Below are 13,554 nucleotides of genomic sequence, written 5' to 3'. Positions count from 1 at the left end.
GGGCCCTATGCTAGACTTGCAGGAAGGCCATGTATTCGTTGAATTAACCTATCCCCACCTTATCGGCTTAAGGGTATGTAGGGCATCACGAAGTGGCGACCTCCACACCGGACTTTTCCGGGATGGAACCGAGCACCAATCTCCAACGTAGACCTGCACCAATCGTGCCAGATGACAAAGTCAGGGCAAACCATGGCGAACCAAGGGCAGAGCGCCGATCGCGGTCTTGAGGGGCTGACTGCCGCCGCCAAGAGTGCTGCCGGTGCCGAAGGCGCCAAAAAGGGCCTGCCTCCGGTGCATCTGTGGAATCCGCCGTTTTGCGGCGATCTCGACATCCGAATCGCCGCCGATGGTACTTGGTTCTACATGGGGACGCCAATTGGCCGTCACGCCCTCGTCCGCCTGTTCTCGACCATTCTGAAGCGCGAGGGCGACAAGCACTTCCTCGTGACGCCGGTGGAGAAGGTCGGCATCCGCGTCGACGACGCGCCGTTCATGGCGGTCGAAATGCAGAAAGACGGCGAGGACAACCATCGCGTGCTGAGCTTCCGCACCAATGTCGACGACTGGGTCATTTGCGATGCCGCGCACCGGCTAAGGTTCGAGCAGGCGGCGGACGGCGGGCTGACGCCTTACTTGCATGTCCGCGCCGATCTCTGGGCCAAGGTGACCCGCGCGCTCTACTACGATCTGGTTGACATGGGCGAGGAGCGGATGGTCGATGGCCAGCCGATGTTCGGCGTCGAGTCGGCCGGCGAATTCTTCGCCATGGCCGACGCGGAGCAGGTGAGGGCCGCGCTTTGAACAAGCCTATCTTGAGGAACGAACCTGTCGCGCTGGGAGCTGCAGATTTCTTCGCCCGCTCGCGGGCGCGGCTTGGCTTCGACGTGCCGCCCGGCCTCTACGATCCCAACATCATCCCGGCCTCGGGCGATCCCGGCACCGACAAGATGCTGGAGATCATCGCACGCGAGCAGCCGGTGCGGCCGGCCGCGGTGCTGATCGCCGTGGTCGACCATCCCGAGCCGACCATCCTGCTGACGCAGCGCTCGGCCCATCTCAACGACCACGCCGGCCAGATCGCCTTTCCCGGCGGCAAGATCGACGCGATGGACGCATCCCCGCTCGACGCGGCGCTGCGCGAGGCCGAGGAGGAGGTCGGCCTGTCCAGAGACTTCGTCGAGCCGATCGGCTATCTCGACCTCTACGGCACCGGCTTCGGCTTCCGCATCCTGCCGACGGTCGCAAGGGTCAGGCCGGGCTTTGCGCTCACCATCAACCATTCCGAGGTTGATGACGCGTTCGAGGTGCCGCTATCCTTCCTGATGAACCCGGTGAACCATCAGCTGCACAGCAAGGAATTCCGCGGCATGGAGCGGTTCTACTACGCGATGCCGTTCGCGGAGCGCTACATCTGGGGTGCGACGGCCGGAATGCTGCGTGTGCTGTATGAGCGGATCTATTCATCATGATCCGGACGGTTCTGACCGAGATCGGAATCTTCCTCATCCCCTTTGTCGTCTATGCGTTGTTCCTGGCCGCCACCCGGTCCGGCCTGTTCGCGCGAACGTCCTGGCCCGTCACGGTCGTCGCCCGTCTCGCCCTGGTCGCGCTCGCGATGGTGATCGCGGGCCTGATTGCCCTCGCACAATTCTCCGGCGCCGGACCGGATTCGACCTACGTTCCCGCCCATATCGAGGACGGCAAGTTCGTGCCGGGCACGGAAAGATAGGGGCGGGACGATGAGCGCGGAGCCGATCCTTGCCGATGCGCCCTGGCTGACCGCCGGTGGGACCGCGCGCGTCCTGCAACTGCTCGGCGTTGATGGCGAGGAGGCGCGGGTGGTCGGCGGCGCCGTGCGCAATGCGCTGCTCGGCCTCGTGCCCGGCGACATCGACATCGCGACCACGGCGCTGCCGGAGGAGGTGATCCGCCGCGCCAAGGCCGCCGGCATCAAGAGCGTGCCGACCGGCATCGACCACGGCACCATCACGCTCGTCATCGACGGGCATCCTTACGAAGTGACGACGCTGCGCGAGGACACCGAGACCTTCGGCCGCAAGGCCAGGGTCGCGTTCGGCCGCGACTGGGTGAAGGACGCCGGGCGGCGCGACTTCACCATGAACGGCCTGTCGGTCGATGCGGCAGGCGTCGTGTACGACTATGTCGGCGGCATCGCGGATGCCAAAGCGCGCCGCGTGCGCTTCATCGGCGATCCCGACCAGCGTATCGCCGAGGATTATCTGCGCATCCTGCGTTTCTTCCGCATACATGCCGCCTTCGGCGCCGGCGAGCCCGACCGCGACGGCTATCTCGCCTGCATCCGCGGACGTGCGGGCCTCGCCAGCCTGTCGGCCGAGCGGGTGCGGATGGAGATGCTGAAGCTGCTGGTCGCCGGCGGTGCCTCCGCGGCCGCGCTGGCGATGGCCGATGGCGGATTGCTGCAAACGCTGATCGGCGGCGTCGCCTATACGGGCCCGCTGGAAACGATGATCGCGATCGAGCGCGAGCTCGGCCTCAGCCCCAGCAGCACGCGGCGCCTCGCCGCGCTGACGGTCGCCGTGACGGAGGACGCCAAGCGCGTCGCCGCGCGCCTGCGGCTCTCCAATGCCGAAGCCAAGGCGCTGGATTCGATGGGCCATCGCTGGTGGCGCTTCGCCGCCAAGGACGAGGCCAATGCGCGGCGGCTGCTCTACCGGCTCGGCCCTGAGCGCTATCACGATCGCGTGTTGCTCGGCTGGGCGCGCGCCGCCGGTGAGGTGCATTCGCCGCGCTGGCGCGCGCTCGCCGAACTGCCGCAGCGCTGGACGGCGCCGAAATTCCCGCTGCGCGCCGCCGACTTCATCGCGCGCGGCCTCGCGGAAGGGCCCGCGCTCGGACATGTGTTGACGCTCGCCGAGGACGCTTGGCTTGCGGCGGATTTTCCCCTAGAGGAAGCCGCGCTCGCTTCCATCGCCGATCAAGCTGCGGCACGCGTCGGCCGCGACGGGAAAACGTGACCATCGTTTCAGGCTTCGCCGACATCTCGATCCTTCAGCTTTTGCTGGTCGCGTTGATGGCGTTGTTTGCTTCGATCATCGGTGGTCTCGCCGGCTACGGCACCGGCGCGCTGATGCCGCTGGTGCTGGTGCCGCTGGTCGGCGCCGAGCCGGTGGTGCCGATCATCGCGATCTCCGCAATGCTGACCAATGCGAGCCGCGCTCTTGCCTATCTCCGCCATGCCGACCGCCGCCGCGCGCTGATCGTGCTCGCCTGCGCGGCGCTGACCACCGCGCTCGGCGCCTACGGCTATACGCGTCTCACCAATGCCGGCGCAGCCCTCGTGATCGGCACCATGCTGATCATGAGCGTGCCGCTGCGCCGCGTGCTCCGCCGGCGTGAGGTCAGGATCGGCGACACCGGTCTTGCCGCCGGCTCGGTCGGCTACGGCGTGCTGGTCGGCGGCACCTCCGGCTCCGGCGTGATCCTGCTCTCGCTGCTGATGGCCGCAGGCCTCGAAGGCGCCGCCGTGATCGCCACCGATGCGATGATCTCGCTCGGCACCGGCCTCATCAAGATCTCGGTGTTCGGCCTCGCCGGCGCCGTGACCGCGCAGGTGCTCGCCTTCGCGCTGCTGATCGGCGGGATCGCGATCCCGGGCGCGTTCCTCGCAAAGGCTTTCGTCGAGCGGATGCCGGTGCACATCCACACCGCGATCCTCGACGTTGCGGTGATCACGGGCGGGCTCGTGATGATCTCGGCGGCGGCGAAGCAGCTGATTGCATAGATGATCCTGGCCCGCGCCCGGACCGCGGATCGAACCTCGTACTCATAAGCATCGGCCTCCGAGCACAAGCTGGAAGTCACCCGGCTCAGCCTCATCGGCGGCTTATTGATCCGAACCGGCTCAAACACCAGTACGAGCGTTCCATCCAATTGCTTCAGTCGCGCAACGGATGTATTGATGTCATAACCCACTTTATAGTTTCATGCCTGCCATTTTAGTGGAGAGGGTAATGAAGACGGGAATTGCTACAGCGTCGATTTTCGCAGCAACGGTCTTGACGGCCAACGCTCAAATGCCCCGGATAGAAGTTTATCCGATCACGTCTGTCACCCTCAAGGATCCAGACCTTTTGGCTGGTCGAAGGATAGCGGTACGACGACCCCACCTCGTTTAGGTGGACGGGATGAGCGAGACTCGCGCGTGGATTTGACAACGCGAGGGACGCTCGTTCCATGCATCAAGACAGACATCAAGACGGGCATGATGCCGCCTCCTATCAGCGGATCGAGGTGATCACAGGGGAGAGGCGACGGCGCAGTTGGAGCGATGCGGAGAAGGCGCGGATCGTGGCCGAGAGTGCCGATCCGGAGACGAGCATTTCCGAGGTGGCTCGACGCAACGGGGTGAACCGGGGACTGCTCAGTGTGTGGCGGCGCCAGGCGCGGCTCGCGTCGAGCGAAGCGCCGCAGTTCGTGCAAGTCAGGCTCCAGGCCGCCGTCGAGGCGCAGCCGAACGCGATCGATAAGGCGCATGTTCTGACGGATCCGGCCGAGCGGATCGAGGTGATGATCGCGGGCGCGACGGTGCGCGTGTCGCATTTTGGTGACAGCCAGCTTCGATAAAGCATCGGCGTGGCCACCTCACCTTGGACAGCGGGAAATGTGGGTGTAGCTTTCTCTTGGGAACCCTGCCGCGGAGTTGGGGGCAATGAAAGCCTTGCAGGCCGCCTGCATCGTGGGTGTCGTTGCATTCACGGTGATGATTCATCGCGCCGTAGCGGAGATATCTGCTGGAGCTGGAGCGCTGCCTGGAGCAACGCTCGGGTCGGTCTCCGGGGCGGCTTCTGGTCGATCATTGGTTGCCCAAGCCAAAATCGACGACGATTCCAACGCGACGAAATCGAACGCATTGGACCAGCGTGATGCTGCGCCGCCGGTGCCGGCAATGCGCGATGCATTGGATGATGCTTCCAGCCCCGCGCCGGTGAGCCAGGATTTCCGGTATCTGATCTATTACGTGTGGTCCGAATATCCGCCCGCCGAGAAGCCGGCGGATATCGTGTTGAGGTCGTTCAAGGACACCCTGGTCGGAACGCCGATCGAGGAGATCAAGCGCGCGTCCGATGCGTTCGGTCTCGATTTCAATTTCATGAAAGCGGTCGCGAAGATCGAGTCCGGGTTCGATCCCAAGCAACGCACCGGGTCGTATATCGGCCTGTTCCAACTGAGTGAGTATGAGTTCAACAAGTTCGGCTCGGGGCAGATTCGTAGTCCCCGCGACAATGCCGTAGCGGCGGCCTACAAGGTCATTACCGAAGGCGTGCTGTTCGAGTGGGTGACGCACCAGAAGCCGACCTTGAGCGATCTTTACTTGATCCATCAACAGGGCTGGGAAGGCGCCGCCGAGCACATCAGCCAACCTGATCGCATCGCCTGGAAATCAATGTGTGCCACCGGTGAGGGCAAGGAAAAAGGCGAGAAATGGTGCAAACGCGCGATCTGGCGGAACACTCTTCCGGCCGTCAAGCAGGCGTGGAAATCGGTCGACAAGCTGACATCCGGAGCGTTCGTCGGAATGTGGCGCGCGCGGATTGCTGAACTCTATTCGAAATATATGGCCACGGCCGCCGCCGAGCGGGTGAACCAGTAGCTTCCGTCGCGTGGTTGACTCCAGGCAAGCCGCTCGCACTCGCTGACGAGGTGGTCGACGCGACCGTGATGAGATGAGGCTTGATTGCTGCAAGGACGAGCGCTCCCTCTCCCGCCGGCGCGCCAGATCGTGCGCCTCTCGGTCGAGCTCGTGCAGACCTCGTGCGGCATGGGCGTGCCGCTGTTCGACGACAAGCAGGAGCGCGGCAGCCTCGTGCGCCACTGGACGGCACAGGGTCTCGACAAGTTACGAAAATACTGGCGCCTGAAGAACATGAAGAGCATCGACGGCCTCCCGACCGACTTTGCTCCCGACAGCATGGCGCCGCGGGGCTGACTAAGATTGCGTTCGACACCGGCCCGATTTGACGTTCGCGCCTGGAGCGTAGCCGTCATCGGCGGTTTGTGACCCGAAGCGGAATGTCGAGGCTACCTCGATTCCATTTTCGAGTTGATTGTCTTCGAAGTCAGAATCGCAATGAGCCAAAATTGGCAATAGGGTTTGAAAGATCAGCGCAATCCAGAAAACCCCATTTTCGGCACCCTTGCTGATCGAGTACGGCCACCATCTCATCGCGTAAATGATGATCTCGATGAAAGTGCCGACAAAAGCTCCAATTAAGATGTTGGGCCCCAGCGGGGGTCCAGAAATTTTGCGTACTGTAAATGCACCAATCAGAATACCTGGGAGCGCGGTGATGAAGAGCCCGCTTAGGATTAAGCCAGGAGCCATAACGAAGGCTAGTGCGGGATAAACAATCAGACCGTCATATCGGCTGGGCATCCAATCCAATAGCACAGCCATGAGCATTGTGGTTCACCAGCCTCGCTACGTAAATGATGGTCGACTGCGGTAAATGAGCATTTGATGACGCTCGGCCAACGCTTCTGCTTCTGGCCCATTGCAGACCTTAAGAAGACTTGGCATCCTGGCGCGATGATTAGCGATCAGCGTGTAAGTATGCGTACATGGAAGACGACAACGCTTTACGCGCTTTGTTTGATTGTTGGTTGTCTTGTATTCGACCGGGCAGTAGCCTGCGCGGTGGCGAGTTCGCAAGGTGGTGTGCTCTTTGACTATATTCCAGAAGGAGTCGACGCGCCAGTAATCGTCGAGGTAACGATCGTCAGCAGAGAAGCCGATATTAACTCTCCGGACCATACTCCATTGGCAGTGATGAATGCTCGGGTCGAAAGGATCGTCAGGGGAACACTCGATAGCAACGCGTTGAAAGTCCTTACCTACCTTAGCACTTGTACCAGAATTGGCGTAGGGCATGGTTTCGTGGCCGGCACGATCGTGCATGATGCTCAGCTTGGGCCCAAGCTGATTGCGCTACAGCGATCCTATGAGGTTCTCACGCAAAGACGATGAATTCGGCCCGTCTTATCGAAGTCTGCTTAGTGAGGCAGAGCGGGTCGCAATTTGCCCAAGTTGAGTACTTCTCAGTTTGCGGCGCCGGGATCGTGCCAACTGCGCTCGATTAAGCTCAAAGGTTCCCTCGATAAAAATCGAGTGCGTTCAGCTCGTTGGCAAGCGTGTTTCGGGAGTGATACTGATCTCCGTCAAGCTGAGTTCTCATGGTCTTAAGCCACGGCAGCTTCGTTTCAATATCCGCGGTCAATGGGTCTTCTGTCACCTCGATGACCGCCTCGCGCAATACAACTCCAAAGCCGAATGTTGCGGCTAGATTTCCAGGATCAATCTGTTCAACCGACTCTGGGTCATCGAGATCACGAAAGTGGACCAACATCGGAATCTCGTCGACATGCAACACGCGACGCGGACGCTGCTCTCTCAACAGCCGCACTCGGGGAAGAGGATCGATCTCGCTTTTCAGCAAGTCGGCAAAAGCATGAAACAGCATCCATGCTGGACCACCTAGATCTCCGAATCCAGCCTTCGGTCCGTGCAGAAGCGCGAAGAGCGTACCGTGAGCGCCGAGATCGACCACAACAGCTTCGCCGCTCACCTCGTTGCCGAAACCTCCCATAGAGCCGAAGAGGCCTCTCGTGTCGGACTGCTTGACTTGAATGACGCCGGAACCACTGACGAGCTTGCCATCAACATCTACGTTGAATGTTAATTGGTATCTGATGGTCTCGCTCAGAGAGCCGCCGCATCCTGTTAGAAAGCTGGCCAGAGTGCAGAGCACAGCCAGCCATCTCGCGCGCAGCAGAGCCATCGCCTCACCAACTGCTATGAGCGCCTAATAGGCTAAGGAGCCTGCCGACGCGCCAACAGCCTTTGGTTGTGCATGGAAGGGGCTAAGGTTCGGTAAATTGTGTTGACCGCCAGAAAAGACTAGCTGGACAGGATTTCGTTTCCGCTCCTGGCCCTTCGCGGCGGTCGGGCGCCTATCTCGACAGCCGGCTTTGGAGCTATGGCTGATTTTGGGTGACGCGGCCTGATCAGGCGGCGTGGCTTTCAGTGTTCGGAATGACTTCGATTCCGTCGATGAACTTTACACCGGCGATGACTTTCGGCAACTGGTTCGTGCTCTTCAATCGCCGCCAGGTCTTCGATGCGGCGTCGATGAGCTTGAACACCATCAGCTTCGCAGTTTGTTGCGACAGCGATCCCTTGGTCCGCACCGTTCGGTGGCGCACCGTGGCGAAGACGCTCTCGATCGGGTTCGAGCTGCGTAGGTGGATCCAGTGCTCAGCAGGGAAGTCGAAGAAGGCGAGCAGCGCATGGCGATCCTTGATCAGGCACTCCACCGCACGTCCGTATTTGACGTGGTATTTCTCGACGAAGACGTCGATCGCGGTTTCAGCTTCGGCCCGGTGTGGGGCCAGATAGATGTTCCGCAGGTCGTTCTTCATGGGGCCCTGCACGGATTTGGCGACCTTGTCGAGTACGTTGCTCACTTTATGGCACCAGCATCGTTGGTGCCGCGTGCCGGGAAAGGCCTCGTCCAGTGCCTTCCAGAAGCCGAGGGCGCCGTCGCCGATGGCGAGTTGCGGGGCAATCCGTAACCCGCGTTGCCGCAGGTCGATCAGGAGTTCGCGCCAGCTCTGCGCGCTCTCGCGCACGCCGACCTGGAAGCCGATCAGCTCCTTCTTGCCTTCCGGCGTGGTGCCAATCAGCACCAGCATGCATTCGCTGTGATCTTCCATGCGGGCCTGCAGGTACACGCCATCGGCCCAGATGTAGACATAGCGACGCGCCGACAGATCGCGTCTCTGCCAGCGTTCGTACTCGACCTGCCAATCGGCCTTCAGGCCGGCGATCACCGAAGGCGACAGGTTCGGCGCATCCTTGCCGAGCAGCGCCGAGAGCGCCTCCTGGAAGTCGCCGGTCGAGATGCCGCGCAAATAGAGGACCGGGATCAAGGCATCCAGGCTCTTCGTCCGCCGCGCCCATAGCGGCAGGATTGCCGAACTGAAGCGGAGGCGGTCGCCTGGCCCGCTCGCTCCGCGGTCGCGGACCTTGGGACGAGCGACCTCCACCGGACCGATGCCGGTCGCAATCTCGCGCACCGGACCGTGCCCATGTCGGACCAGGCGCGCTCGACCGTCGGGCAGCGTCAGATTGGCCGTGCTGGCCAGAAACGCGCCAACCTCGATCTCGATCGCCCTGGCAAGCAGGTCCCGCGCGCCGGCACGAACGATATCGGTCAGTGGATCATCAACCGCGGACGGCTGACGGAAAGCAAGAACATTGGTAGTCTCGGTCATGGCGTATCGCTCTCCTCGAGAGGTTCTGGCAGGCTCGTCACCCGCCTCGATACGCCGCCTTCCTCACACCGTCATCACCCAGATTCCGCCATAGCTCCCGGCTTTGGGAGGTACACCGGAACAAGTGCCTTTACGGGCGTGATCTCCTTCACGCAATGGGGCCACGCCCTACTTTTTGAGCGCCGACAGTTGATCGGTGTCATAGCGGGCTCGCAACTTGGCAATCGTTGCGGGATCGGCGGCGCCGCCGCGCGCTACCGTCTCGGCCAGTTCCTCGAAATAGCGCTCATGGCCGGGCGGCGACACCGTCATGAGCACCCGTGCGATCTTGTCGGAGGCATTGCCTATGTTGTGGGGGACGCCGGGTGGCAGGAACAGGTAGGTGCCTGGAGTGGCGCGCACCCGTTCGCTGCCAACCTGCCAGTCGCATTCGCCCTCCAGGACATAAAACGTCTCCTCCTGCACGCGATGGACATGCAGCCCCGTGGAGAAGCCGGGCGGAATGGTCCATTCGAACATCGAGGTATGCTTGGTATCGGTGCCCGTGACCAGGAAGGTCATGGGCTGGCCTGCAAGCTTCACGCCCTTGCCTTCGGTCGGTCGTCGGATGATCGGCTGTCGGCTCATGTCGCTCTCCGGATAGTGTTCAGGGAGCCTGATGCTGCCACTCCGGCGCCGAAAGGTCGTGAAGAGTCGCCAAAATTGTTGCAAAATGTCGCCGAAATGACCCAGCCACCCGCGGCCTACAAATTCGGCCCGTTTGCGCTCGACGCTGACACAGGAGCGCTCCTTTGCGACGGTGCGCCAAGCCTGCTTGGCCAGCGTGGCGCCGCACTGCTGCGCCTGCTGCTCGAGCGCGCTGCTTCTCCGGTCAGCAAGGATGCATTGATCGAGGCGGCGTGGCCGGGACTCGCGGTCGAGGACAGCAATCTCTCGGTGCAGGTCGCAGCACTTCGCCGCGCGCTCGAGCAGGGCGGTGGCGGGCGCTGGATCGAGACGCTGCCGCGCCGCGGCTACCGCTATGCCGGTCCGCCGGTCACACGTACTGATGCCATTGCGGACCAGACGGCGCACCGGGCCGCACTCGCGGTGCCGGAAAAGCCGTCGATCGCCGTGCTGCCGTTCGAGCAGTCCGAGGAAACCGCGTGGTTGGCCGACGGCATGGTCGACGACATCATCACTGGCCTGTCGCGAATCCGATGGCTCTTCGTGATTGCTCGCAATTCGAGCTTCGTTTGGCGTGGCCGCATCGCCGATATCAAACAGGTCGGACGCGACCTAGGCGTGCGCTACGTTCTCCAGGGTAGCGTGAGGCGCGCCGACGACCGTGTTCGCATCAACGCGCAACTCGCTGAGGCCGCGACCGGCGTGCAGATCTGGGCAGAACGCTATGACCGCAGGACCGGCGATCTGTTCGCCTTGCAGGACGAGATTGCGCTATCAGTGATTGGCGCCATGGAGCCGAGCCTGCGCCGGGCCGAGGCCGAACGCATCCGTCGCAAGCGACCCGACAGTCTCGATGCCTACGAACTCGTGCTGCGCGCGCAGGCCGACGTCGACTCCGGCATGCACGAACGATCCACGGCAGCGCTTCCGCTCCTGAAGCGTGCGCTCGAACTTGATCCGTCTTATGCGCTCGCCCATGGACTGGCCGCTATCGCACATCACAATCTTTTTCTACGTACGGGGCTGAAGGAAGAGAATCGCTCGGCCGCCGTGCACCACGCGCACAAGGCGATGGAATACGGTCGCGACGATGCGCGGGCGCTGACCTGCGCCGGCTTTTCGCTCGGTATGGATGCTCATGATCGGCAAGCCGCCTTTGTCGCATTCGAGACCGCGCTGGCGCTGAGCCCATCGACAGCGCTCGCATGGATTCTTGGCAGTGTCGTCGCCGCCTGGGCCGGCGATGCCGAGCGCGCGATTGACTGGAGCGAGCGTGGCATGCGCTTGAGTCCGTTCGATCCATGGGCGTTCGCCGCCTACGATGCCCAAGCGCTCGGTCACTTCCAGCGGGATCGCTTTCCGGAAGCTGCAGCCGCGGCCTACAAATCGAACCTGGCCAATCCTGCCCACAGCATCACATGGGTTCAGCTCGCGGCGTCACTCGCGGCCCTCGGTCGCCTGGCGGAGGCGCGAGCGGCGGCCTCCCGCGTGATCGAGTTGCAACCAAAGTTCCGCATCGCTGGCCAGCTTGCTGGCGTTGCGTGTGCGCCCGAACTCGCTTTGAAGCTCGGCAGCGCACTTCGCGAGGCCGGGCTGCCGGAATAAGTAGATGGTAGCTTCAATTCCGCTTCTGGCCCATCTGCGAAGTCGCGGCACTGGTCGGACATTGGTTGCCCAAGCCAAAATCGATGACGATTTCGACGCGACGAAATCGAACGCATTGGACCACCGTGATGCTGGGCAGCCGGTGCCGGCAATACGCGATGCATTGGATGATGCTTCCAGCCCCGCGCCGGTGAGCCAGGACTTCCGGTATCTGATCTACTACGTATGGTCCGAATATCCGCCCGCCGAGAAGCCGGCGGATATCGTGTTGAGGTCGCTCAAGGACACCCTGGTCGGAACGCCGATTGAGGAGATCAAGCGCGCGTCCGATGCGTTCGGTCTCGATTTCAATTTCATGAAAGCGGTCGCGAAGATCGAGTCCGGGCTCGATCCCAAGCAACGTAGCGGCAGCCTACAAGGTCATTACCGAAGGCGTGCTGTTCGAGTGGGTGACGCACCAGAAGCCGACCTTGAGCGATCTTTACTTGATCCATCAACAGGGCTGGGAAGGCGCCGCCGAGCACATCAGCCAACCTGATCGCATCGCCTGGAAATCAATGTGTGCCACCGGCGAGGGCAAGGAAAAAGGCGAGAGATGGTGCAAACGTGCGATCTGGCGGAACACTCTTCCGGCCGTCAAGCAGGCGTGGAAATCGGTCGACAAGCTGACATCGGGAGCGTTCGTCGGCATGTGGCGCGCGCGGATTGCCGAACTCTATTCGAAATATATGGCCACGGCCGCCGCCGCCGAAGGGGCGAAGCAGTAGCTTCCGTTCCGTGGTCGGCTCCAGACAAGCTGCTCGCACTCGCCGACGAGGTGGTTAGGATGGCGGGCAGGGACTTAAGCGCAGTGTCACCGTAATTCGCCCGGCTTAGCCGTCTTCGGCGACCTGTGACCCGAAGCGGATGCGTCTGAGCGCGCAGAAGTTGCCAATTCCGGGAGAACTCGCGTATGCACTGTGTGGGATCATAGTGCGAGCAATTCAAATGACGATGGAGCTGAGAGGCGCGAGCGGCGAAGGATTTGCGACCATTGCCGCTGACGGTCGCGTGTTGGATTCCTGGTTTCTTCAACTGAGCCTGGTTGTGGAGGCCGGCAAGGCGGCAACGGTGCGGCTGACGCCGGACGAGATCATTGGATCGTTGGGTGAGCCGGCGGACGGATATGCGCGACACGACGACATTCGCAATGTCGACGTCGTTCCAATCCGCACAGAAATTGACTCCCTTGCATCTGCGCCGACCGATGTGCACGACGCCTATCTTCGACTCCATCTCCTGAGTCACCGGCTCGTCCAGCCCAATTGCCTGAACCTTGACGGAATTTTCGGTCTGTTACCCAACGTTGCCTGGACGACCCTCGGTCCCTGCGAATGCTCTCGTGTACCGGACGCGCAATTGGTCGCGCGAAAGCGTGCCCTCGCGTTTGAGGTGACGGGCGTGGATAAGTTTCCGCGCATGACTGACTATGTGACGACTGCGGACGTGCGAATTGCGGATGCGGATCGCGTCAGGCTCGGCGCCTACTTGGCGCCGGGCACGACCGTCATGCATGAAGGCTTTTGCAATTTTAACGCAGGTACGCTCGGTCCCTGCATGGTCGAAGGTCGGATAAGCGCCGGCGTGGTCGTGGGACGTGGCAGCGACGTTGGTGGCGGAGCCTCGATCATGGGCACGCTGTCAGGAGGAGGCAAAGAGAGGATTACGGTTGGTGAGCGCTGCCTGATCGGAGCCAACGCCGGTATCGGCATTTCGTTGGGTGACGATTGTGTCGTCGAAGCGGGCTGTTATGTCACGGCAGGCGCGCGCATCCGTTTGGAAGACGGCCGGGTCCTGAAAGCCAAGGAACTTTCAGGCCAAAAGGGCCTTCTTTTTCGCCGTAACTCCCAGAGCGGCGCTCTTGAGGCAACCAGACGCACACCCAATTGGGACGGCCTCAACTCGCAGCTTCACGGCTAGGCAGCCCAC

Annotated in this window: 17 protein-coding genes; 13 read left to right on the top strand and 4 right to left on the bottom strand. The window is 62.1% G+C overall.

Annotated features, from left to right (window positions below):
• Nucleotides 1-192 precede the first annotated feature (192 nt).
• The 8 genes from ACVJ19_RS40935 to ACVJ19_RS40900 all read left to right on the top strand — a co-directional run bounded on the left by ACVJ19_RS40935 (nucleotide 193) and on the right by ACVJ19_RS40900 (nucleotide 5,971).
• Nucleotides 193-804 (top strand): DUF1285 domain-containing protein, encoded by a 612-nt coding sequence (locus tag ACVJ19_RS40935; protein ID WP_453954724.1) that lies wholly within the window; start codon nucleotides 193-195, stop codon nucleotides 802-804.
• Nucleotides 801-1,472 (top strand): CoA pyrophosphatase, encoded by a 672-nt coding sequence (locus ACVJ19_RS40930; protein ID WP_453954723.1) that lies wholly within the window; start codon nucleotides 801-803, stop codon nucleotides 1,470-1,472. Before ACVJ19_RS40935 ends, ACVJ19_RS40930 begins: the two co-directional genes overlap by 4 nt.
• Nucleotides 1,469-1,732, top strand: coding sequence for a DUF6111 family protein (locus ACVJ19_RS40925; protein WP_453954722.1), 264 nt, complete (start codon nucleotides 1,469-1,471; stop codon nucleotides 1,730-1,732). The genes ACVJ19_RS40930 and ACVJ19_RS40925 overlap by 4 nt, the downstream gene beginning before the upstream one ends.
• 10 nt (nucleotides 1,733-1,742) lie before the next feature.
• Nucleotides 1,743-2,999, top strand: a complete 1,257-nt coding sequence (locus ACVJ19_RS40920) for a CCA tRNA nucleotidyltransferase (protein WP_453954720.1) — start codon at nucleotides 1,743-1,745, stop codon at nucleotides 2,997-2,999.
• Nucleotides 2,996-3,766, top strand: coding sequence for a sulfite exporter TauE/SafE family protein (locus tag ACVJ19_RS40915; RefSeq protein ID WP_453954719.1), 771 nt, complete (start codon nucleotides 2,996-2,998; stop codon nucleotides 3,764-3,766). Before ACVJ19_RS40920 ends, ACVJ19_RS40915 begins: the two co-directional genes overlap by 4 nt.
• Nucleotides 3,767-4,218: 452 nt before the next feature.
• On the top strand, nucleotides 4,219-4,608 hold the full coding sequence (gene tnpA, locus ACVJ19_RS40910) for an IS66-like element accessory protein TnpA (RefSeq protein ID WP_453954718.1): 390 nt from the start codon (nucleotides 4,219-4,221) through the stop codon (nucleotides 4,606-4,608).
• 85 nt (nucleotides 4,609-4,693) lie between these two features.
• Nucleotides 4,694-5,635 (top strand): transglycosylase, encoded by a 942-nt coding sequence (locus ACVJ19_RS40905; RefSeq protein ID WP_453954717.1) that lies wholly within the window; start codon nucleotides 4,694-4,696, stop codon nucleotides 5,633-5,635.
• 84 nt (nucleotides 5,636-5,719) lie between these two features.
• Nucleotides 5,720-5,971 (top strand): hypothetical protein, encoded by a 252-nt coding sequence (locus ACVJ19_RS40900; protein WP_453954716.1) that lies wholly within the window; start codon nucleotides 5,720-5,722, stop codon nucleotides 5,969-5,971.
• Here the strand turns inward: ACVJ19_RS40900 and ACVJ19_RS40895 are convergent, their stop codons facing one another.
• Entirely contained in the window at nucleotides 5,972-6,445 is a 474-nt protein-coding gene (locus ACVJ19_RS40895; RefSeq protein WP_453954715.1) for a hypothetical protein, read from the bottom strand.
• A 57-nt stretch (nucleotides 6,446-6,502) separates the two neighbouring features.
• On the opposite strand from ACVJ19_RS40895, the gene ACVJ19_RS40890 reads away from it, so the two are divergent.
• Complete coding sequence (locus ACVJ19_RS40890) at nucleotides 6,503-7,009, top strand: hypothetical protein (protein WP_453954714.1); 507 nt, start codon at nucleotides 6,503-6,505, stop codon at nucleotides 7,007-7,009.
• 115 nt (nucleotides 7,010-7,124) lie between these two features.
• On the opposite strand, the gene ACVJ19_RS40885 is transcribed toward ACVJ19_RS40890, so the two are convergent.
• The 3 genes from ACVJ19_RS40885 to ACVJ19_RS40875 form a co-directional block, all read right to left on the bottom strand.
• Nucleotides 7,125-7,820 carry a hypothetical protein gene (locus ACVJ19_RS40885; RefSeq protein ID WP_453954713.1) on the bottom strand — a complete coding sequence of 232 codons (696 nt, stop codon included), beginning with the start codon at nucleotides 7,818-7,820 and terminating at the stop codon, nucleotides 7,125-7,127.
• Between the two features lie 226 nt (nucleotides 7,821-8,046).
• Nucleotides 8,047-9,315 carry an IS256 family transposase gene (locus ACVJ19_RS40880; protein ID WP_038952271.1) on the bottom strand — a complete coding sequence of 423 codons (1,269 nt, stop codon included), beginning with the start codon at nucleotides 9,313-9,315 and terminating at the stop codon, nucleotides 8,047-8,049.
• Between the two features lie 168 nt (nucleotides 9,316-9,483).
• Entirely contained in the window at nucleotides 9,484-9,942 is a 459-nt protein-coding gene (locus ACVJ19_RS40875; RefSeq protein WP_453954712.1) for a cupin domain-containing protein, read from the bottom strand.
• Between the two features lie 183 nt (nucleotides 9,943-10,125).
• Between ACVJ19_RS40875 and ACVJ19_RS40870 the strand changes: the two genes are divergently transcribed.
• From ACVJ19_RS40870 to dapD, 4 genes are all read left to right on the top strand, one after another.
• Complete coding sequence (locus tag ACVJ19_RS40870) at nucleotides 10,126-11,586, top strand: winged helix-turn-helix domain-containing tetratricopeptide repeat protein (protein ID WP_456739535.1); 1,461 nt, start codon at nucleotides 10,126-10,128, stop codon at nucleotides 11,584-11,586.
• Nucleotides 11,587-11,590: 4 nt separating this feature from the next.
• The gene (locus tag ACVJ19_RS40865; protein ID WP_453954710.1) at nucleotides 11,591-12,124 is read left to right on the top strand and encodes a hypothetical protein; all 534 of its coding nucleotides are present in this window, start codon (nucleotides 11,591-11,593) and stop codon (nucleotides 12,122-12,124) included.
• Nucleotides 12,036-12,353, top strand: coding sequence for a hypothetical protein (locus ACVJ19_RS40860; protein WP_453954709.1), 318 nt, complete (start codon nucleotides 12,036-12,038; stop codon nucleotides 12,351-12,353). The genes ACVJ19_RS40865 and ACVJ19_RS40860 overlap by 89 nt, the downstream gene beginning before the upstream one ends.
• A 220-nt stretch (nucleotides 12,354-12,573) precedes the next feature.
• Nucleotides 12,574-13,545, top strand: a complete 972-nt coding sequence (dapD, locus tag ACVJ19_RS40855; protein WP_453954708.1) for a 2,3,4,5-tetrahydropyridine-2,6-dicarboxylate N-succinyltransferase — start codon at nucleotides 12,574-12,576, stop codon at nucleotides 13,543-13,545.
• Nucleotides 13,546-13,554: the final 9 nt, after the last annotated feature.

The sequence above is a fragment of the Bradyrhizobium sp. USDA 376 genome (assembly GCF_054063675.1).
The sequence above is the reverse complement of the archived record's forward strand: the minus strand, read 5'-3'. Positions and strand labels throughout refer to the sequence as shown.